The sequence below is a fragment of the Kitasatospora sp. NPDC114501 genome (assembly GCF_055633695.1).
This window is the reverse complement of sequence record NZ_JBVKDS010000010.1, coordinates 311042-329676: the sequence shown is the minus strand read 5'-3', so window position 1 is coordinate 329676 and position 18635 is coordinate 311042. Positions and strand designations below refer to the sequence as shown.

The window sequence follows — 18635 nt, the reverse complement described above, 5'->3', positions numbered from 1 at the left end:
ATCAGTGACCCATGCCCAATCCGCCGTCGACGGGAATGACGGCTCCAGTGATGTACGCGGCCTCGTCCGACCCGAGGAACCGCACGGTGGAGGCGACCTCGGCGGGCGCCGCGTAGCGGCCCAGCGGCACGCCCGAGACGATCTCCGCGCGGCGCTCGTCACTGAGCACGGCGGTCATGTCGGTGTCGACGAAGCCGGGGGCGACGACGTTGACGGTGATGTTGCGCGGGCCCAGCTCGCGCGCCAGCGACCGGGCGAAGCCCACCAGGCCGGCCTTGGAGGCGGCGTAGTTGGCCTGGCCCGGGGAGCCGGACAGGCCCACCACGGACGAGATCAGCACGACGCGGCCCTTCCGGGCCCGCATCATCAGCTTGGAGGCGCGCTTGACCACCCGGAAGGCGCCGGTCAGGTTGGTGTCCACGACGGAGGTGAAGTCCTCCTCCGTCATGCGCAGCAGCAGGGTGTCGTTGGTGATGCCCGCGTTGGCGACCAGCACCTCGACCGCACCGTGCTTCTGCTCGATCTCGGTGAAGGCGGCGTCGACCTGCGTGGCGTCCGTGATGTCGCAGCGGACCGCGAGGACGCCGTACTTGGCCAGCGCCTCGGGCACCTCGCCCGAGCGGCTGGTGACGGCCACCTTGTCGCCCGCTTCGGCGAAGGCCTGGGCGATCGCGAGGCCGATGCCCCGGTTTCCTCCGGTGACGAGAACCGAGCGGCTCAACGATCCACCTCTCTCCGTGTGTGAGCGCGTACGTCGGAATGCGTACGCAGTGTGACGCTATCGGGCGGTCGGCGGCGGCGGCGCATCGGGCTCCCACAGCGCGTCCCCGGCGGATCTGTCGCAATCCGACAATCCGCGGCCGCCCGAGCCGTCCCGGCCGCGGACACCGCCCAGGCCCGGGCGCTGCCCGGATCGGGGCGACTGTACGGGAACAACACGGACGGGCGCACCCGTTGCCCCCGTGGTGCGGGCCGACCCGGGACCTGCCGTACCGATCCCCGACCGTCCCGGCGAGCGACGAAGGCAGAACGGATGACCAAGGCACGGCCCGGGAGCACCCACCGGCGCGGACGACTGCTGGCCCTCACCGCCCTGGCGGCCGGCCTGGGCGCGGCCGCGTGGTCGCTGCGCGACCTTCCGGCGGCGTTCGGGCGGCGGCCGGACGGCGAGCGCGAGGAGCGGGTGCGCAACTCCCCGCAGTACCGCGACGGCGTCTTCCACAACGCGCCCTCCACGCTCGCCCGCGCCGCCGGGGCGCCCGGCTTCGACGGCGCCACCGCCCGCCGGATGCTGTTCGAGCGGGCCGGCCGGGTCCCCGCCCACCCGGTGCCGACCGTCCGCCCCGCCTCCCCGCCCGGGCCGGCCGCCGAGGGCGTCGAGGTCACCTGGTACGGGCACGCCTCCGTGCTGGTGGAGATCGAGGGCTTCCGGGTGCTGCTCGACCCGATCTGGAGCGACCGCTGCTCCCCCGCCGCGCACGTCGGCCCCAAGCGGCTGCACCCGGTGCCGGTGGAGCTGGAGGAGCTGCCGCAGGTCGACGCGGTGCTGATCTCGCACGACCACTACGACCACCTGGACATGGCGACCGTCAAGCGCCTGGTGCGCAGCCAGTCCGCGCCCTTCGCGGTGCCGCTCGGCATCGGCGCCCACCTGCGCCGCTGGGGCGTCCCCGAACACCGGATCATCGAGCTGGACTGGGACGAGACCTGCAACCTGGGTGACCTGGTGCTCACGCTGACCGCCGCGCACCACTTCTCCGGCCGCGGCCTGACCCGCAACACCACCCTGTGGGGCTCCTGGGTGGTCGCCGGCCCGAACCGCAGGGTCTTCTACACCGGCGACTCCGGCTACTTCGAGGGCTACGCCCGGATCGGCGAGCAGCACGGCCCGTTCGACGCCGCGCTGGTCCAGATCGGCGCCTACGACGCGGCCTGGGCGGACATCCACATGACCCCCGAGGACGCCGTCCTCGCCCACCGGGACCTGACCGCCGGCCTGCTGGTGCCCGTCCACTGGTGCACCTTCAACCTGGGCCTGCACCCCTGGGCCGAGCCGGTCGAGCGGCTGGTGAAGGCCGCCAAGGACCAGGCCGTCCCGCTGGCGGTGCCGCGCCCCGGCGAGCGGGTCGACGTCGACAATCCGCCGGAGCTGGACGGCTGGTGGGAGACCGTCGGCTGACCGCCCCGAACCGGGGGCCGGTCCTACGGTTGCACCGGCCGAGACCGCGGCGCACCGGTCGAAATGCGCTGGCCGGAAACCCGGTGGACGGGAAATGATGCGGTGCGGGCGCCCCTGTGGCGCCGCACCGCCACCCTCCATGACCTGGGAGCCCGCTTGCCTCCGATCCCTCCGGCCGATCGCTCCGGCGCGCCGCACGGGCGCGCCGTCGACCCGCTGTTCCTCGCCCTGCCGCTGCGCCCCCTCGCCGACGCGGCCCTCACCCGGGCCCGCGAACTGGGCGTGAGCCACGCCGACTTCCGCCTGGAGCGGATCCGCAGCGCCTCCTGGCGGCTGCGCGACGCGCGGCCGGCCGGCACCTCCGACAGCGTGCGGCTCGGTTTCGCCGTCCGGGTGGTGCTGGACGGCGCCTGGGGCTTCGCCGCCGGCGTCGACCTCACCCCCGAGGCGGCCGCCCGGGTCGCCGAGCAGGCCGTCGCGGTGGCCCGACTCTCCGGCGGGATCGGCCGGGCGGCCGGCTCCACCGACCGGGTCGAGCTGGCCGACGAGCCGGTGTACCGGGACGTCACCTGGGTCTCCTCGTACGAGGTCAACCCCTTCGAGGTGCCGGACGCCGAGAAGACCGCGCTGCTCGCCGAGCGCAGCTCCCGGCTGCTGGCCGCCGAGGGCGTCTCGCACGTCCAGGCGGCGCTGCGGACCGTCCAGGAGAACAAGTTCTACGCGGACACCGCCGGCACGGTGACCACCCAGCAGCGGATCCGGGTGCACTCCGACCTGGAGGCCACCTCGGTCGACGAGCGCACCGGCGCCTTCGACTCGATGCAGACCCTGGCCCCGCCGGTCGGCCGCGGCTACGAGTACGTCACCGGCACCGGCTGGGACTGGGACGCCGAGCTCGCCGAACTGCCCGTCCTGCTGGCCGAGAAGATGCGGGCGCCGAGCGTCGAGGCGGGCCGCTACGACCTGGTCGTCGACCCGACCAACCTCTGGCTGACCATCCACGAGTCGGTCGGCCACGCCACCGAGCTGGACCGCGCGCTCGGCTACGAGGCCGCCTACGCCGGCACCTCCTTCGCCACCTTCGACCAGCTCGGCTCGCTGAAGTACGGCTCCGAGCTGATGCACGTCACCGGCGACCGCACCGCCGAGCACGGCCTGTCCACCATCGGCTACGACGACGAGGGCGTGGCCACCCAGTCCTGGGACCTGGTCCGGGACGGCGTCCTGGTCGGCTACCAACTCGACCGCAGGATCGCCGGGTTGAAGGGCTTCGAGCGCTCCAACGGCTGCGCCTTCGCCGACTCCCCCGCAAACGTCCCGGTGCAGCGGATGGCCAACGTCTCGCTCCAGCCGGCCGCCGACGGCCCGGACACCGCGGGCCTGGTCGCCCAGGTCGAGAACGGCCTCTACATCGTCGGCGACCGTTCCTGGTCGATCGACCAGCAGAGGTACAACTTCCAGTTCACCGGGCAGCGCGCCTACGCCATCAAGGACGGCGAACTCGCCGGCCAGGTCCGGGACTTCGCCTACCAGGCCACCACCACCGACTTCTGGGGCTCGATGGCGGCGGTCGGCGGCCCGCAGACCTACCTCCTCGGCGGCGCCTTCAACTGCGGCAAGGCGCAGCCCGGCCAGATCGCGGCGGTCAGCCACGGCTGCCCGTCGGCGCTGTTCCGCAACGTCAACGTGCTCAACACCCAGCAGGAGGCGGGTCACTGATGACCGCGAAGCAGCCCCACGAACTCGTCGAGCTGGCGCTCGGCCTCTCCCGCGCCGACGGCTGCGTGGTGATCGCCGACGAGGAGTCCACCGCCAACCTGCGCTGGGCCGGCAACGCGCTGACCACCAACGGCGTCACCCGCGGCCGCCGCCTCACCGTGATCGCCACCGTGGCCGGCGCCGAGGGCACCGCCTCCGGGGTGGTCTCCCGCGAGGCCGTCACCGCGGAGGAGGTGGAGGACCTGGTGCGGGCCGCCGAGGAGGCCGCCCGCGCCGCCGGGCCGGCCGAGGACGCCCAGCCGCTGGTCGCCGGCCGGCCCTCCTCGCCGGACTTCACCGAGCCGCCCGCGGTGACGTCCATCGAGGTGTTCGACGCCTTCGGCCCGGCCCTCGGCGAGGCCTTCGCCCGCGCCGCCGCCCAGGGCGAGCTGCTGTACGGCTTCGCCCGGCACGAGATGACCTCCAGCTACCTGGGCACCTCCACCGGCCTGCGGCTGCGCCACGACCAGCCCACCGGCATGGTCGAGATCAACGCCAAGACCGCCGACCTGTCCAGCTCCGCCTGGGTGGGTGCCGGCACCCGGGACTTCGCCGACGTCGACGTCACCGCCCTGCACACCGAGCTGACCAGGCGGCTCGGCTGGGGCGCCCGCAAGGTGGAGCTGCCGGCCGGGCGGTACGAGGCGCTGCTGCCGCCCTCGGCCGTCGCCGACCTGCTGATCGTCCTCAACTGGTCCTCCGGCGGCCGGGACGCCCAGGAGGGCCGGACGGTCTTCGCCAAGCCCGGCGGCGGCACCCGGATCGGCGACAAGCTCAGCGCCCTGCCGCTGACGCTGCGCTCCGACCCGCACGAGCCCGGCCTGGAGGCCGCGCCGTTCGTGCTCACCCACTCCACCGGCGGGGACTTCTCGGTCTTCGACAACGGCCAGCCGATCGCCGCCACCGAGTGGATCCGCGAGGGCGTGCTGAACGACCTGATCACCAGCCGCCACGCGGCCGCCCTCACCGGCCTGCCGCTGCGCCCGGCGATCGACAACCTCGTGCTGGAGACGGCCGACCAGGAGTCCGCGCCGACCCTGGACGAGATGATCGCCCGCACCGAGCGCGGCCTGCTGCTCACCTGCCTGTGGTACATCCGCGAGGTGGACCCGGCGACGCTGCTGCTCACCGGCCTCACCCGGGACGGCGTCTACCTGGTGGAGAACGGCGAGGTCGTCGGCGAGGTCAACAACTTCAGGTTCAACGAGTCCCCGGTGGACCTGCTGAACCGGATCACCGAGGTGGGCCGCACCGAACGCTGCCTGCCCCGCGAGTGGAGTGACGACGTCACCCGCACCGCGATGCCGCCCGTGCGCGTCACGGACTTCAACATGAGTTCGGTCAGCCAGGCCTCCTAGCCACCGACCGACGGGGGATCGAGAGACATGATGGACGAGAAGCGCCTGGTCAGGTCGAGCAAGATGCTGTCGCGCATCCTGCGGCACGAGCCCGGTCTGGCGGGGGTCACGCTGGACGGGGCCGGCTGGGTCCGGGTCGACGAGCTGCTCGCCGGGCTCGCCGCCCGGGGCCGGCCGCTCACCCGGGCGGAGCTGGACCACGTCGTGGCGACCAATGACAAGCGCCGCTTCGGCTACTCGCCGGACGGTCTCTCGATCCGCGCCAACCAGGGCCACACGGTGGCGGTCGACCTCGGTCTGGCCGCCGCCGTGCCGCCGCCCGTGCTCTACCACGGCACCGCCGACCGGCACCTGGCGGCGATCTTCCACGAGGGCCTGCGCCCGATGGCCCGCCAGGACGTCCACCTCTCGGCGGACACCGAGACGGCGACCAGGGTCGGCGCCCGGCACGGCCGTCCGGTGGTGCTGACCGTGAACGCGGCGGCGATGACGGCGGCCGGCCACGGGTTCCGGCTCAGCGAGAACGGCGTCTGGCTGACCGGCGCCGTACCCCCGCAGTACCTCTCCCGGCGCTCGTAACCGCGACCCGAAGGGCCTGTCCGCTCCGCCGGACAGGCCCTTCGCGCACCCGACCGGGTGGGTCCGGCCCACCCGGTCTCGTCGCCGCCCGGGTCCGGGCGTACCGTGAGGAGGCCGCGCGGCCAGGCGCGGGAGTGCGTGACGAGGGCGGTAGGACACATGGGCAAGAGTGCCGACGGCGGGCAGGTCTTCCGGATCACCGGTGCGCGCAGCAGCCTCACCGAGGACGTCCGGGGGCGCCAGCGCCGCTACGTCATCTCGATGCTGGCCCGTACGGCCTGCGTGCTGCTCGCCGTGGTGCTGTGGGACGTCCAGCGGGTGCTGGCGTTCGCCGCGCTGGCGGGTGCCGTGCTGCTGCCGTACTTCGCCGTGTTGATAGCCAACGCGGGCCGGGAGCGGGCCCCGGGGCTGCCGAGCACCTTCGACATCCCGCTCGACACCCCGCTGATGCTCGGCCCGGGTGGGACGGGTGGTGCGGGTGCGAAGGCCGGTGCGCAAGAGGCGAAGGCCGTTCCCACCGATCCTTCACAGGACGTGGACTGACCGTCCGTTTCGTGTCGCTTCACCCCCGTTCGGCTCGGCGAAAGCTCAGAAGAAGCTCAGATTAATCATGCAAGACCTCCCCATCCGGGGGTCTTGGCGTGACATACTGCGTACGCGCTCCGCATCCCCCGTCGGAGCGACGGACCGACGCCGGGCGGCTCCCCCCGTGGCTGCCCGGCGTCGCCATGCCCGGATCCGGTGGGCCCCTGCGGGCGTGACAGACTGGCGGTGCAGACGTACCCGCCAATCGTTGAGGACGGCCCGATGGACACCGCGCAGACGCCGATCTGCTCCGCCAAGGGCTGCCGGGCGGACGCCGGCTGGGTGCTGGTGTGGAACAACCCCAAGCTGCACACCCCGGACCGCCGCAAGACCTGGCTCGCCTGCGACGGGCACCGCGAGCACCTGTCCCAGTTCCTCGGGGTGCGCGGCTTCCTCAAGGAGGTCGTCGCCTTCGCCGACTGGACCCCGGAGGCGGCCGAGGGCACCGGGGACTCCGAGAAGCCGGTCTAGCCGCCGACCGCGGGAGCCGTCGGACGGCCACCGAGGCGCCGGTCTAGCCGCCGATCGCGGACATCGGCCGATCGGGCTGGAGGAACTCCGGGTCGTCGATCCCGGCCCCGGCCTTCTTGCCCCACATCGCCGCCCGCCACAGCGTGGCCAGTTCGGCGTCGTCCGCGCCCGAGCGCAGCGCGGTGCGCAGGTCGGTCTCCCCGGTCGCGAACAGGCAGTTGCGCACCTGCCCGTCGGCGGTCAGCCGGGTGCGGTCGCAGGCCCGGCAGAACGGGCGGGTGACCGAGGCGATCACGCCCACCCGGCCCGGGCCGCCGTCCACCAGCCAGCGTTCGGCGGGTGCCGCTCCCCGGCGCGCGGACGGCTCGGGGGTGAGCGTGAAGCGGGCCCGCAGCAGTTCCAGGATCTCCGTCGCGGTGACCATCGACGAGCGGTCCCAGCCGTGCTGGGCGTCCAGCGGCATCTGCTCGATGAAGCGCAGCTCGTAGCCCCGCTCCAGGCACCAGGCGAGCAGGTCGGCCGCCTCGTGGTCGTTGACGCCGCGCATCAGCACCGCGTTCAGTTTCACCGGCGCCAGCCCGGCGGCCTCGGCGGCGGCCAGCCCGTCCAGCACGTCCTGGTGGCGGTGGCGGCGGGTGAGGGTGTGGAACACCTCGGGGTCGAGGGTGTCCAGCGAGACGTTGACCCGGTCGAGCCCGGCCTCGCGCAGTGCCGTCGCGGTGCGGGCCAGCCCGATGCCGTTGGTGGTCAGCGAGAGCTCCGGGCGCGGCTCCAACTCCGAGCAGGCGGCGACGACGGCGACCAGCCCGGGGCGCAGCAGCGGCTCACCGCCGGTGAAGCGGACCTCCCGCACGCCCAGGTCGCGCACCGCGACGGTGACCAGCCGGACGATCTCCTCGTCGGTCAGCAGGTCGGGCTTGGCCAGCCACTGGAGGCCCTCCTCCGGCATGCAGTAGGTGCAGCGCAGGTTGCACCGGTCCGTGAGGGAGACCCGCAGGTCGACGGCCTGTCGTCCGAAGGTGTCGAGCAGCACGTGCGTCCTTCCCCGAGATGCGACGGGCCCGGCCACCGTGACGGCGGGCCGGGCCAGCATAGTCATCGCGGGACGATCAGTGGGCGCCCAGTCCGGTCAGCGAGCGGACCTCCAGTTCAGCGTACTTCGCCGGGTCGGGTCGTTCCCTGGACAGCAGGGTGCCGAGCCAGCCCGCCAGGAAGCCGATCGGGATGGACACCAGCCCGGGGTTCTCCAGCGGGAACCAGTGGAAGTCGGAGTGCGGGAAGAGCGACTTGTCGCTTCCGGACAGCACCGGGGAGAACACCACCAGCACCACCGAGGAGATCAGGCCGGCGTAGACCGAGCTGACCGCGCCGGTGGTGGTGAAGCGCTTCCAGAACAGCGAGTAGAGCAGGGTCGGCAGGTTCGCCGAGGCGGCCACCGCGAAGGCCAGCGCGACCAGGGCGGCGGTGCTGAGCTTGCCCGCGTAGAGGCTGAGGACGATGGAGACCGCGCCGATCGCGACGGCGGCCCACTTCGCCGAGAGCACCTCCTCCCGCTCGCTCGCCCTGCCGCGCCGGATCACGTTGGCGTACAGGTCATGGGCGAACGAGGCCGAGGAGGCCAGGGTGAGGCCGGCGACCACGGCGAGGATGGTGGCGAAGGCGACCGCCGAGATCACCGCGAGCATGACCGCCCCACCGGTGGTGCCGGCCCCGCCGCCGAGCTGCTCGGCGAGCAGCGGCGCCGCGGTGTTCCCGGACGGCGTCTTCCCTTCGACGGCCACCATGCCGCTGCGGCCGACCAGTGCCGCGGCGCCGAAGCCGAGGGCCAGGGTCATCAGGTAGAAGACGCCGATGATGCCGATCGCCCAGAGCACCGACTTCCGGGCCGCCTTGGCGGTGGGCACGGTGTAGAAGCGGACCAGGATGTGCGGCAGTCCGGCGGTGCCGAGCACCAGGGCGATCCCCAGGCTGATGAAGTCGAGTTTGGAGGTGTCGCTGGCCCCGTACTTCAGCCCGGGTTCGAGGAAGGCGGCGCCCTTGCCGCTGGCGGAGGCGGCCGCGCCGAGCAGCTCCGAGGGGTTGAAGTGGTACTTGGCGAGCACCAGGACGGTCATCAGCGCGGCGCCGACGATCAGCAGCACCGCCTTGACGATCTGCACCCAGGTGGTGCCCTTCATGCCCCCTATCACCACGTAGACGATCATCAGGGCGCCCACCGCGAGGATGGTCCAGCGCTTGGCGCCGTCCCCGGTGACCCCCAGCAGCAGGGCCACCAGTGCTCCGGCGCCGACCATCTGGGCGAGCAGGTAGAAGATCGACACCACGATGGTGGACACCCCGGCCGCGGTGCGCACCGGGCGCTGGCGCATCCGGAACGCGAGCACGTCCGCCATGGTGAACCGGCCGGAGTTGCGCAGCGGTTCGGCGATCAGCAGCAGCGCGACCAGCCAGGCGACCAGGAAGCCGATCGAGTACAGGAAGCCGTCGTAGCCGTTGAGCGCGATCAACCCGGCGATGCCGAGGAAGGAGGCGGCGGACATGTAGTCGCCGGAGATGGCCAGGCCGTTCTGGAAGCCGGTGAAGCCGCGGCCGCCGGCGTAGAAGTCGGAGGCGCTCCGGTTCTGCCGCCCGGCCCGGACGGTGATGACCAGGGTGGCCAGGACGAAGACCCCGAACAGGGTCATCGTCAGGCCGCGGTGCTCGGTGGCGGAGCTGGCGAGCAGGCTCATTCGGCGGCCTCCCGGGGAGCGTGGACGACGGCGCCGTGCGCCTCGCGGATCGCCGCGGCGGACGGGTCGATCCGCCGGTCCGCGTAGCGGGCGTACCAGGCCGCGATGGCGAAGGTGGTCGCGAACTGCAGCAGCCCGAGCACCAGGGCCAGGTTGACGTGCCCGAGGACCTTGGTGCCCATCAGTCCCGGGGCGTAGCAGGAGAGCAGCACGTAGAGCAGGTACCAGAGCACGAAACCGATGGTGACCGGGAAGGCGAAGCTCCGGAACGAGCGCCGCAGCTTCCTGAACTCATCGCTCTCGTCGATGAGTTGGGCTTCCGTGGCGGCGGTGGTGAGCGGCGGCGAATCCACGCTGTCTCCTCACTCCTTCGGCGTATTTGTCACACGGGGGGAACGATCGAACGTGAGGGGCGTCACACGTCTGGTGCGCGCCGCGCAATGCTAGGAGCGTCCTGCCCGCCCCGGAAGGGGTTGATCGCGATCAGTCGACCGTTCGCCCCTTCGCACCATCCGATTGGCCGAAAAGCAGCCCATCCGGGCGGTGCGCCGCGCACGATCCGGGTCCCACCGCCCGCGGGGAACGCCACCGGAGACACCACCGGCCCGTGCCGCCCCGGACGGGGGCGGCACGGGCCGGTGCCGGGAGCCGACGCCTCAGAAGGCGATCCGCACCTTCAGGGCCGAGCGGTCGTCCATCGCGCGGTAGCCGTCCGGGACGCCGTCCAGGCCGACGGTGCGGTCGAAGACCAGACCGGGCTCGATGGCGCCCGAGAGCACGTCCGGCAGCAGTTCGGGGATGTACGCGCGGGCCGGGGCGACGCCGCCGTTCAGTGAAACGTTTCGGCCGAACATCTGGCCGATGTCGACGCCCGCGCTGCCGCCGTGCGGCACCCCGACGTACCCCACCGCGCCACCGTCCCGGGCGATCGAGATGGCCGTCCGCATCGACTCCTCGGTGCCGACCGCCTCCAGCACCGCGTGCGCGCCCTGACCGCCGGTCAGCTCCTTCACCGCCTCGACCGCGGCCTCGCCGCGCTCCGCCACCACGTCCGTCGCACCGAAGCGCAGGGCCAGCTCGGTGCGAGCGGTGTGCCGGCCCAGCGCGATGATCCGGCCCGCGCCCAGCCGGTGCGCCGCCAGCACGCCGCACAGGCCCACCGCGCCGTCGCCGACCACCGCGACCGTCGCCCCGGGCCGCACCCGCGCCGAGACCGCCGCGTGGTGCCCGGTCGACATCACGTCGGACAGCGCCAGCAGCCCGGGCAGCAGCTTCTCGTCGCCCGCCGCCTCCTTCGGCAGCCTCACCAGCGTCCCGTCCGCGAACGGCACCCGGACCGCCTCGCCCTGGCCGCCGTCCGAACCGACCTGCCCCCAGAACCCGCCGTGCGGGCAGGAGGTCTGGAGGTCCTCGAGACAGAAGTCACACGTCCCGTCCGACCAGACGAACGGCGCGACCACCAGGTCCCCCCGGGCGAAGCCGCGCACCTCGGCGCCGACCTCCTCGACCACGCCCAGGAACTCGTGCCCGATCCGCTGACCGGCCACCCGCTGCGCCACCCCGCGGTAGGCCCACAGGTCACTGCCGCAGATACAGGCGTTCACCACCCGGAGCACCACGTCCGTCGGCTGCTGGATCACCGGGTCCGGGACTTCTTCGATCCGGATGTCGTTGGGGCCGTGAATCACGGTGGCACGCATGCGCTGTTCCTTAGCTGAACGATATCGACCAGGTGTACGACACCCCCGCCGACCACTCTATTCCGGGCGGTCGGTCGGAACATTCCGGCCGGAGCCACCCGTCCGGCCCCTTATCCTGTTGGACCATGCAACCGATCCAGCCCGAGACGTACGGAGCGCCGCGGACCGCACCGGTCCCCGCGCAGCGCTCCGCCGCACCCGCCGGAGGCTTCGCTGTCGTCGACGTCGAGACCACCGGTCTCGGCCGCTCGGACCGCGTCATCTCGGCGGGCGTCTACCAGCTGGACCCGGACGGCGACGTCGTCGACCACTGGTACACCCTGGTCAACCCCGAGCGGGACCCGGGGCCGGTCTGGATCCACGGCCTCACCGCCGAACTGCTCGCCACCGCCCCGACCTTCCCGCAGATCGCCGACGAGTTCGCCGCCCGCCTGGAGAACCGCGTCCTGGTCGCGCACAACGCGCTCTTCGACTGGAACATGATCTCCCGCGAGTTCTCCCGGGCCGGCCTGCGCGCCCCGGTCGAGCAGCGGCTGTGCACCATGGTCCTCTCCCGCGACCTGCGCCTGCCGCTGCCCAACGGCAAGCTGTCCTCGCTCGCCGCCCACTTCGGCGTCCAGCAGCGCCACGCCCACAACGCCCTGGACGACGCCCGGGTGCTCGCCGAGGCCTTCCGCCCCAGCCTCCGCCTCGCCCGCGACGGCGGCGTGCCGCTGCCGCTGCAGAACTGCGTCGCGGTCACCGACCTCGGCGAGGAGGAGCCCGCCGCGCCCGGCCGCAGCACCTGGACCGGCAACTCGTACCGCCAGGCCAGGAAGCGCCCGCCCTGCCCGTACCCCAACCCGGGGCGCTGGGAGGACGGCAAGCCGCTGGTCCAGGGCATGCGGGTGGCCATCACCGGCGACACCGCCACCGACCGCGAGGTCCTGGAGGACCGCGCGGTCGAGGCCGGTCTGCACATCGCGACCTCGGTGAGCCGCCTCACCAGTCTGCTGGTCACCAACGAGCCGGACAGCTGGAGCGGCAAGGCCCGCAAGGCCCGTGACGTCGGCACGCCCATGGTCCGCGAGGACGCCTTCCTCCAGCTGCTGCGCGAGGTCGCCCCGCACCCCGGTGCGTGAGCCGGTTGTGAGGTCGGCGTACCGTTCCCATGTGTACCGTTTTCTGCTGACCCGACAGTGGCTGATCACCATGCTGGTCGCGCTGCTGCTGATCCCCGCGACGATCAAGCTGGGGTTCTGGCAGCTGCACCGCCACGAGGCCCGGGTGGCCCGGAACGAGCTGATCGGCCAGGCCCTCACGGCCGCGCCGGTCCCCTTCGACACCCTGTCGCCGACCCCCGGCTTCGCGGTCCCCAAGGACCTCACCTGGCGCGCGGCGACCGCCACCGGACAGTACGACCCGGCACACGAGTTCGTGGTCCGCAAGCGGACCGACTCCAACGGGACGATCGGCTACTTCGTCGTGACCCCCTTCCGGCTCGCCGACGGCAAGGGCACCGTCCTGGTCAACCGCGGCTGGGTCGCCTCCGGCAGCGGGGCCACCGAGTACCCGCCCGTCCCGGCCGCCCCGGCCGGCGAGGTCTCCCTCACCGGCCGGCTGCGCGCCGAGGAGACCTACGGCGGCAGCGGCATCAAGGACCGCACCGGCCTTCCCGACCGCCAGTTCAACCTGATCAACACCGACGAGCAGGCCCGGCTGACCGGCGCCGCCCTCCTCGGCGGCTACCTCGAACTCACCGGCACCACCCCGGCCCCGGCCGACCAGCCCCAGCTGATCCCCGAGCCCAACCACTCCGACATCGGCCCGCACATGGCCTACGCCATCCAGTGGTGGCTGTTCACCGCGATGATCCCGGTCGGCGTCTGGGTCCTCGCCCGCCGCGAGGCCAGGGACCGCGCCAAGCAGGCCGCCGAGGCCGAGGTGCCGCTCGACGCCGTGCCCGCCTAGAGCACGTCGTCCAGTTCCCGCAGCAGGCGCGCCTTCGCCCGCGCGCCCACCACCGACCGGACCGGCCGGCCGTCCCGGAACACCATCAGCGTCGGCATCGACAGCACCCCGTACGCCGCCTGCGTCCGCGGGTTGTGGTCCACGTCCACGCTCACCACCCGCATCCGGTGCGCCTCCTCCCGGGCGATGTCCGCCAGCACCGGCGCCATCATCCGGCACGGCGGGCACCAGTCCGCCGTGAAGTCCACCAGCACCGGCCCCTCGGCCGCCAGCACCTCCGTGGCGAACGTGTCGTCCGTCACGGCCGGCACTCCTGCGATCCGCACCATCGTCTACTCCTTCGTCAGTTCACACCGTGGTGATCGTTCGGCGGCCGCGAGGTCGTCCCGCGCCCGCACCGCCCGCTCGAACTGGCCGGCCACCCGCGCCCGCGCCTCCTCGAGCCGAGCGATGCAGTCGTCCAGTTCGGCGAGCTTGCGCTCGTACACCTCCAGTGACGCCGGACACGAGTCCCCTTCCGGGTGCCCCGCGCGCAGGCACTCCACGAACGGCCTGGTCTCCTCCAGCCCGAACCCGACGTCCTGCAGCATCCGGATCTCCCGCAGCAGCCGCAGGTCCCCCTCGTCGTACGCCCGGTACCCGTTGCCCGCCCGCCGGGCCGGCAGCAGTCCCAACTGCTCGTAGTACCGCAACGCCCGCGTGGTCGTCCCCGCCCGCTCCGCCAACTCCCCGATCCGCATGCTGAACCCGCTCCTTCCGCACGACCGGCAACGACCGTAAACCTTCCCCCCGAGGTCAACGCCAGCCCCCCGGGCGCCCCCGCCCTCGACGACGGACCTCCACCGGGCACTATGTCCCCATGGATCTCGGACTGAAAGACAAGGCCTACATCGTCACCGGCGCCACCCGGGGCCTCGGCCTCGCCGCCGCCCGCGAACTCGCCGCCGACGGCGCCCGGGTGCTCGTCAGCGGCCGCACCCGGCAGGCCGTCGACACCGCCGTCGCCGAACTCGAAACCCTCGGCACCGCCCGGGGCCTCGTCGCCGACAACGCCGCCACCGACACCCCCGAGCGCCTCATCACCGAGGCCCGACACCGCTTCGGCCGGCTCGACGGCATCCTGATCAGCGTCGGCGGCCCGCAGGCCGGCCCGGTTGAAACCACGCCCGAGGACGCCTGGCGCGACGCCTTCGAGTCGGTGTTCCTCGGCGCCCTGCGCATCGCCCGCGCCGCCGCCGCGGCGCTCGGCGACGGCGGTGTGATCGGCTTCGTGCTCTCCAGCTCGGTCCGCCAGCCGATCCCCGGCCTGGGCATCTCCAACGGCCTGCGCCCGGGCCTCGCCATGGCCGCCAAGGCCCTCGCCGACGAGCTCGGCCCGCGCGGCATCCGGGTGGTCGGCCTGCTCCCGGCCCGCATCGACACCGACCGGGTCCGCGAGCTCGACGGCCTCGCGCCCGACCCGGCCGCCGCCCGCGCCCAGGCCAGTGCCGGCATCCCGCTCGGCCGCTACGGCACCCCCGAGGAGTTCGGCAAGGTCGCCGCCTTCCTGCTCTCCCCCGCCGCCTCCTACCTGACCGGCCTCATGGTCCCGGTCGACGGCGGCGCCCTGCGCACCCTCTGACGCCCGCTCCGTCCGCTACCACCCAGGCCCGCCCCCGGCTACTCCACCCTGGGCCGTCTCCGCCCCCGCCGACCCCGCCCGTGCGGCGGCTCGGCGGGGGCCGCCCGCAGGACCCGGATCCGCAGCTCGGCCGGCAGCTCCGCCAGCCGCAGGCTCCCGCACGCGTCCGCCCGGGGCCCGTCCTCGAAGTGCTCCACCAGCGCGGCCGGATCCCCTCCCGGCCGCAACCGCACCGCCCCGCGCAACCGCGGGTGGCCCGGCGCCCGCACCAGCCGCACCCCGGCCCGCTCGACCTCCGGCAGCACCACCGTGCCGTCCTCCATCGCCTCCTCCAACGCCCGTGCGGCGACCCGCAGTCGAAGCCCGCTCACCCCCGGCGTCGGCACCGCGATGCTCGACAGCCCGGTGCGCCTCAGCTGCGCCACCAGCCACCACGCCATCCCGGCCACCAGCACGGCCAGCCCGCCGATCACCGTCGGCCACCACCAGGCCGACGCCACCCACCGCCCCCGCGAGCGCGTGCTCACCACCGGCTGGTCGGGCGAGGTGAGCGGCCACCAGTGCGGCGGGTGCACGCCCAGCCGCCGGTACAGGTCGAGGCCGCCCGCCAGTACCAGCACCCCGGCCCCCAGCAGCACCACCCCCACCGCCCCCAGCAGCACCCGGTTGACGACCGTCCGCCTCACCCCGCCACTCCCTCACCGCCGGCCGTCCCGGTCCCCGGACCGACCCCCGGGCCCCCCGGCTCCTCCCCCACCACGACCGCGGCCCCCCGCGCCATCCGCACGTCCAGCCGCAGGGGCCGCCCCAACCCCACCCGCTCCAGCTCGTCCCGCAGCTGCCGCTGCACCAGCGCCGGGTCCGCCACTCCCACCAGCGAGATCCGGACCCGGCGCCGCCCGACCCGGATCCGCAGGTGGTCGATCCCGTCCAGGCCCGCCGCCCGGTCCGCCAGCAGGTGCCCGACCCCGGCCCGGTCGACGGCCGCGGTCGTTCCCCCGTACGGCCGCAGCACGAGCCACCGCCGCAGCCCGGGCGTGACGGCCAGCCACAGCAGCCATCCGCCGAGCACGGCGGCCGCACCGGCCCCCACCAGCACCCACAGGTCGTCGAGGTGCCGCGTCGCCAGTTCGTCCGCGATCTGCGCCCGCCACCGCCGCGCCGACTGCCCGACCCGCACCGCGACCACGTCGTACAGCAGCGCCCCCGCCACCACCAGCACCCCGGTCGCCACCAGCGCCGCCGCGGCCGTCCGCGGCGCCCGCAGCCGTCCCGCCCTCCGCCGCCGGCCCTCCGGCGCCGCCCCCGGCGCGCCCTCGGGCCCGGGAACCTCCTCGCTCACCGGGCGCCCCCCGTCACCAGCTTCTCGACCACGACGACCACCTCCGACACCCTCGCCCCGGTCAGCCCCGCCACCCGTTCGGCGGTCCGCGCCCGCACCGCCGCGGCCAGCGCCGCGATATCGGACGGGAACGGCAGTTCGAGCGCCACCCGGACCGTCACCGTGCTCCCCGGTACGGCCACCGAGACGTGCGGCGGCGCCCCCTTCGGCCGCCCGGCGGGCCAGGCCTCGGCCAGCGCCTCTCGGGCGGCCCGGGCCGCGATCCGGGCGTACACCCGGTCGGCGACCCTGAGCCGCCCGCGACGCCCCGGCGCGGGGACCGGACCGGACGCCTGGGCCGGAGCCGACGCGGAGCCCGCCATCAGCGGCGCCGGTCACGGCCGCGGAGCAGGTCCCCGAGGTCGCCCAGCTCGATGTCGCCCTCCAGCAGGCGTCCGACCACGAAGCCGACCAGCCCGAGCGCGGCCACCAGCAGGAAGGCCGCGAACCCGCCGAAGTACCCGGCGAAGCCGAGGGCCATACCCACCAACAGGCCGACGATGGCCAGGTTCATCCGCTACTCCCTCGTCTCCCGCTACCCCGTCGGACCCGAACCCCCGCTCGGAACGCGCTACTTGAGCTTCGGCCGCTGCCCGGACGCCGCCACCGGCTCCTCTTCCTCCTCGAACTCCGGTTCGTCCGGGAGGTGGACGTCGTTGACCGCGATGTTGACCTCGACGACTTCCAGGCCGGTCATCCGCTCGACCGCGTTGATGATGTTCTCCCGCACCTGGCGGGCGAGTTCGGGGATGACCACGCCGTACTCGACCACCAGGGCGATGTCGATCGCGGTCTGCTTCTCGCCGACCTCGGCCTTGATGCCCCGCCCGACGCTGGGCTTGCCGCCGCCGGGCACCCGGTCCCGCATCGCACCGAAGGTCCGGGCGAGCCCGGAGCCGAGCGCGTGGATTCCGGCGGCCTCGCGGGCCGCCATCCCGGCGATCTTCTCCACCACGCCGACGGCCAGCGCGGTGCGGCCGCGTTCACCCACCGGCTTGGCGCCGCCGCCACCCGGCGGACCGGAGATCGGGGCGGCACCGGTGTGCTTGTGCATGGTCGCGGGCGTCGGAGTGTCAGGCATGGGCGCTTCTCCCGTCGTACGGCTCCAGCTATATCGCAAACCTCCCTAACTCTGGCATTTCGCCACGTTCCCCGCCCGCCGAGCGCCGACGGCCCGCACCCGTCCGGGACAACCGCCCCCCGTACGGGAAAGGGCCCGGCCCCGGGGGATCCCCCAGGGCCGGGCCCTGCGCCGTCGCCGTGCGGTCAGTCGCCGATCCCGGCGAGCTCCCGCAGCCGGCGGGCCTGGGCCGCCCGTTCGGCCGAACGCTGCTCGTCGAAGGAGCGCCCGGCGGCCCCCTGCAGCAGGGCCTTGGTCTCGATCACCGCGCCGCGCGGAGCGGCCAGCAGGGCCGCCGCGAGGTCGCGGGCGGCGGAGTCCAGCTCCTCGCCCGGCACCGCCAGGTTGGCCAGCCCGATCGCGGCGGCCTCCTCGGCGCCCACCCAGCGGCCGGTCGCGCAGATCTCCAGCGCCCGCGCGTAGCCGACGAGTTCGGTGAGCGGCTTGGTGCCGGCCAGGTCCGGGACGAGGCCCAGCGAGGTCTCCTTCATCGCGAACTGGACGTCCTCGGCGACCACCCGCAGGTCGCAGCCGAGGGCCAGCTGGAAGCCCGCGCCGACGGCGTGGCCCTGGACCACCGCGATGGAGACCAGGTCGGGGCGGCGCCACCAGGTGAAGGCCTCCTGGTACGAGGCGATGGCGTCGTCCAGCTCCTGGTCGGAGGAGGCGGCGAGCTGGAGGAAGGTGGGCTCGCCGGGGATGCCCTCGGGGGTGAGCATGGCCCGGTCCAGCCCGGCGGAGAAGGAGACCCCCTCCGCGCGCAGCAGCACCACCCGGACGCTGCCGGGCAGCTCGCGGCCCGCGTCGGCGAGGGCGCGCCAGAGCGCGGGCGACTGGGCGTTGCGCCGCTTGGGCCGGCACAGGGTGACGACGGCGAGTTCGCCGTCGATCTCCAGGCGGACGCCGTCCCGCTCCCAGCTCGGGGCCTGCGGGTCGGTGGCGGGAGCGGTCATGCGGGGACCTCCGGTGGCGAGGGACTTGGCTACCGGAGAGTAACAAAACTCGACGCGCGAGGGCAGGGGCCCCGGACCGGAAAGATCGACGGGGCCTGCGGCGCTCGACGGCGGGCGCGGCCGAGGAGGAAATGGAGAACGAAGGAAAAACGAACGGAATCGAATTAACGGGGGCGGACAACGCCCGGACATGACGATCGGCGGCCGGTCCACACGACCCGAGGGCGGACGCCGGGCTGATGGCCAGCCGT

22 protein-coding genes are annotated in these 18635 nt (G+C 73.7%); 9 read left to right on the top strand and 13 right to left on the bottom strand.

Going from position 1 to position 18635, the window contains the following annotated elements:
* Nucleotide 1: 1 nt before the first annotated feature.
* Entirely contained in the window at nt 2-721 is a 720-nt protein-coding gene (gene fabG, locus ACZ7RU_RS20995; RefSeq protein WP_470342428.1) for a 3-oxoacyl-[acyl-carrier-protein] reductase, read from the bottom strand.
* A gap of 312 nt (nt 722-1033) precedes the next feature.
* On the opposite strand from fabG, the gene ACZ7RU_RS20990 reads away from it, so the two are divergent.
* The 6 genes from ACZ7RU_RS20990 (at nt 1034) to ACZ7RU_RS20965 (ending at nt 6930) form a co-directional block, all read left to right on the top strand.
* Entirely contained in the window at nt 1034-2179 is a 1146-nt protein-coding gene (locus tag ACZ7RU_RS20990; protein WP_470342427.1) for an MBL fold metallo-hydrolase, read from the top strand.
* Between the two features lie 165 nt (nt 2180-2344).
* Entirely contained in the window at nt 2345-3898 is a 1554-nt protein-coding gene (locus ACZ7RU_RS20985) for a TldD/PmbA family protein (protein ID WP_470342455.1), read from the top strand.
* On the top strand, nt 3898-5295 hold the full coding sequence (locus ACZ7RU_RS20980; RefSeq protein ID WP_470342426.1) for a metallopeptidase TldD-related protein: 1398 nt from the start codon (nt 3898-3900) through the stop codon (nt 5293-5295). The genes ACZ7RU_RS20985 and ACZ7RU_RS20980 overlap by 1 nt, the downstream gene beginning before the upstream one ends.
* Nucleotides 5296-5325: 30 nt before the next feature.
* Nucleotides 5326-5874 carry an RNA 2'-phosphotransferase gene (locus ACZ7RU_RS20975; RefSeq protein ID WP_470342454.1) on the top strand — a complete coding sequence of 183 codons (549 nt, stop codon included), beginning with the start codon at nt 5326-5328 and terminating at the stop codon, nt 5872-5874.
* A gap of 159 nt (nt 5875-6033) precedes the next feature.
* Nucleotides 6034-6417, top strand: a complete 384-nt coding sequence (locus ACZ7RU_RS20970) for a DUF3099 domain-containing protein (RefSeq protein WP_401111132.1) — start codon at nt 6034-6036, stop codon at nt 6415-6417.
* Nucleotides 6418-6681: 264 nt separating this feature from the next.
* Nucleotides 6682-6930, top strand: a complete 249-nt coding sequence (locus ACZ7RU_RS20965) for a hypothetical protein (RefSeq protein WP_470342425.1) — start codon at nt 6682-6684, stop codon at nt 6928-6930.
* Between the two features lie 43 nt (nt 6931-6973).
* On the opposite strand, the gene moaA is transcribed toward ACZ7RU_RS20965, so the two are convergent.
* From moaA to ACZ7RU_RS20945, 4 genes are all read right to left on the bottom strand, one after another.
* Nucleotides 6974-7963 (bottom strand): GTP 3',8-cyclase MoaA, encoded by a 990-nt coding sequence (gene moaA / locus ACZ7RU_RS20960; protein ID WP_470342453.1) that lies wholly within the window; start codon nt 7961-7963, stop codon nt 6974-6976.
* Between the two features lie 76 nt (nt 7964-8039).
* Complete coding sequence (locus tag ACZ7RU_RS20955) at nt 8040-9659, bottom strand: solute symporter family protein (protein WP_470342424.1); 1620 nt, start codon at nt 9657-9659, stop codon at nt 8040-8042.
* Entirely contained in the window at nt 9656-10012 is a 357-nt protein-coding gene (locus ACZ7RU_RS20950; protein WP_470342423.1) for a DUF485 domain-containing protein, read from the bottom strand. Before ACZ7RU_RS20950 ends, ACZ7RU_RS20955 begins: the two co-directional genes overlap by 4 nt.
* A gap of 303 nt (nt 10013-10315) precedes the next feature.
* The gene (locus ACZ7RU_RS20945; protein ID WP_470342422.1) at nt 10316-11359 is read right to left on the bottom strand and encodes a zinc-dependent alcohol dehydrogenase family protein; all 1044 of its coding nucleotides are present in this window, start codon (nt 11357-11359) and stop codon (nt 10316-10318) included.
* A 125-nt stretch (nt 11360-11484) separates the two neighbouring features.
* Between ACZ7RU_RS20945 and ACZ7RU_RS20940 the strand changes: the two genes are divergently transcribed.
* Entirely contained in the window at nt 11485-12480 is a 996-nt protein-coding gene (locus ACZ7RU_RS20940) for a DEDDh family exonuclease (protein WP_470342421.1), read from the top strand.
* A gap of 31 nt (nt 12481-12511) precedes the next feature.
* Nucleotides 12512-13309, top strand: a complete 798-nt coding sequence (locus ACZ7RU_RS20935; protein ID WP_470342420.1) for an SURF1 family cytochrome oxidase biogenesis protein — start codon at nt 12512-12514, stop codon at nt 13307-13309.
* Here ACZ7RU_RS20935 and trxA read toward each other — a convergent pair.
* A complete protein-coding gene (trxA, locus tag ACZ7RU_RS20930) occupies nt 13306-13638 on the bottom strand; it encodes a thioredoxin (RefSeq protein ID WP_470342419.1) in 333 nt (110 codons plus the stop codon). The two genes, ACZ7RU_RS20935 and trxA, sit on opposite strands and share 4 nt — an antisense overlap.
* Before the next feature lie 3 nt (nt 13639-13641).
* A complete protein-coding gene (locus tag ACZ7RU_RS20925; RefSeq protein WP_470342418.1) occupies nt 13642-14049 on the bottom strand; it encodes a MerR family transcriptional regulator in 408 nt (135 codons plus the stop codon).
* 119 nt (nt 14050-14168) lie between these two features.
* Here ACZ7RU_RS20925 and ACZ7RU_RS20920 point away from each other — a divergent pair, with 119 nt between their 5' ends.
* The gene (locus ACZ7RU_RS20920) at nt 14169-14930 is read left to right on the top strand and encodes an SDR family oxidoreductase (protein ID WP_470342417.1); all 762 of its coding nucleotides are present in this window, start codon (nt 14169-14171) and stop codon (nt 14928-14930) included.
* A gap of 38 nt (nt 14931-14968) precedes the next feature.
* Here ACZ7RU_RS20920 and ACZ7RU_RS20915 read toward each other — a convergent pair whose 3' ends face one another.
* The 6 genes from ACZ7RU_RS20915 to ACZ7RU_RS20890 form a co-directional block, all read right to left on the bottom strand.
* Nucleotides 14969-15616 carry an Asp23/Gls24 family envelope stress response protein gene (locus ACZ7RU_RS20915; RefSeq protein WP_470342416.1) on the bottom strand — a complete coding sequence of 216 codons (648 nt, stop codon included), beginning with the start codon at nt 15614-15616 and terminating at the stop codon, nt 14969-14971.
* Nucleotides 15613-16272 (bottom strand): DUF6286 domain-containing protein, encoded by a 660-nt coding sequence (locus ACZ7RU_RS20910; protein ID WP_470342415.1) that lies wholly within the window; start codon nt 16270-16272, stop codon nt 15613-15615. The genes ACZ7RU_RS20915 and ACZ7RU_RS20910 overlap by 4 nt, the downstream gene beginning before the upstream one ends.
* Nucleotides 16269-16634, bottom strand: coding sequence for a hypothetical protein (locus ACZ7RU_RS20905; RefSeq protein WP_470342414.1), 366 nt, complete (start codon nt 16632-16634; stop codon nt 16269-16271). Before ACZ7RU_RS20905 ends, ACZ7RU_RS20910 begins: the two co-directional genes overlap by 4 nt.
* On the bottom strand, nt 16634-16825 hold the full coding sequence (locus ACZ7RU_RS20900) for a hypothetical protein (RefSeq protein WP_470342413.1): 192 nt from the start codon (nt 16823-16825) through the stop codon (nt 16634-16636). The genes ACZ7RU_RS20905 and ACZ7RU_RS20900 overlap by 1 nt, the downstream gene beginning before the upstream one ends.
* A gap of 57 nt (nt 16826-16882) precedes the next feature.
* Nucleotides 16883-17365, bottom strand: coding sequence for an Asp23/Gls24 family envelope stress response protein (locus ACZ7RU_RS20895; protein ID WP_470342452.1), 483 nt, complete (start codon nt 17363-17365; stop codon nt 16883-16885).
* A 212-nt stretch (nt 17366-17577) separates the two neighbouring features.
* A complete protein-coding gene (locus ACZ7RU_RS20890) occupies nt 17578-18384 on the bottom strand; it encodes an enoyl-CoA hydratase/isomerase family protein (RefSeq protein WP_470342412.1) in 807 nt (268 codons plus the stop codon).
* Between the last annotated feature and the right edge of the window lie 251 nt (nt 18385-18635).

Coding starts and splice junctions, on each gene's coding strand:
- ACZ7RU_RS20990 (WP_470342427.1), top strand. CDS start 1,034: ATGACCAAGGCACGGCCCGGGAGCACCCACCGGCGCGGACGACTGCTG.
- ACZ7RU_RS20980 (WP_470342426.1), top strand. CDS start 3,898: ATGACCGCGAAGCAGCCCCACGAACTCGTCGAGCTGGCGCTCGGCCTC.
- ACZ7RU_RS20975 (WP_470342454.1), top strand. CDS start 5,326: ATGGACGAGAAGCGCCTGGTCAGGTCGAGCAAGATGCTGTCGCGCATC.
- ACZ7RU_RS20970 (WP_401111132.1), top strand. CDS start 6,034: ATGGGCAAGAGTGCCGACGGCGGGCAGGTCTTCCGGATCACCGGTGCG.
- ACZ7RU_RS20965 (WP_470342425.1), top strand. CDS start 6,682: ATGGACACCGCGCAGACGCCGATCTGCTCCGCCAAGGGCTGCCGGGCG.
- ACZ7RU_RS20955 (WP_470342424.1), bottom strand. CDS start 9,659: ATGAGCCTGCTCGCCAGCTCCGCCACCGAGCACCGCGGCCTGACGATG.
- ACZ7RU_RS20945 (WP_470342422.1), bottom strand. CDS start 11,359: ATGCGTGCCACCGTGATTCACGGCCCCAACGACATCCGGATCGAAGAA.
- ACZ7RU_RS20940 (WP_470342421.1), top strand. CDS start 11,485: ATGCAACCGATCCAGCCCGAGACGTACGGAGCGCCGCGGACCGCACCG.
- trxA (WP_470342419.1), bottom strand. CDS start 13,638: ATGGTGCGGATCGCAGGAGTGCCGGCCGTGACGGACGACACGTTCGCC.
- ACZ7RU_RS20925 (WP_470342418.1), bottom strand. CDS start 14,049: ATGCGGATCGGGGAGTTGGCGGAGCGGGCGGGGACGACCACGCGGGCG.
- ACZ7RU_RS20920 (WP_470342417.1), top strand. CDS start 14,169: ATGGATCTCGGACTGAAAGACAAGGCCTACATCGTCACCGGCGCCACC.
- ACZ7RU_RS20905 (WP_470342414.1), bottom strand. CDS start 16,634: ATGGCGGGCTCCGCGTCGGCTCCGGCCCAGGCGTCCGGTCCGGTCCCC.
- ACZ7RU_RS20900 (WP_470342413.1), bottom strand. CDS start 16,825: ATGAACCTGGCCATCGTCGGCCTGTTGGTGGGTATGGCCCTCGGCTTC.
- ACZ7RU_RS20895 (WP_470342452.1), bottom strand. CDS start 17,365: ATGCACAAGCACACCGGTGCCGCCCCGATCTCCGGTCCGCCGGGTGGC.
- ACZ7RU_RS20890 (WP_470342412.1), bottom strand. CDS start 18,384: ATGACCGCTCCCGCCACCGACCCGCAGGCCCCGAGCTGGGAGCGGGAC.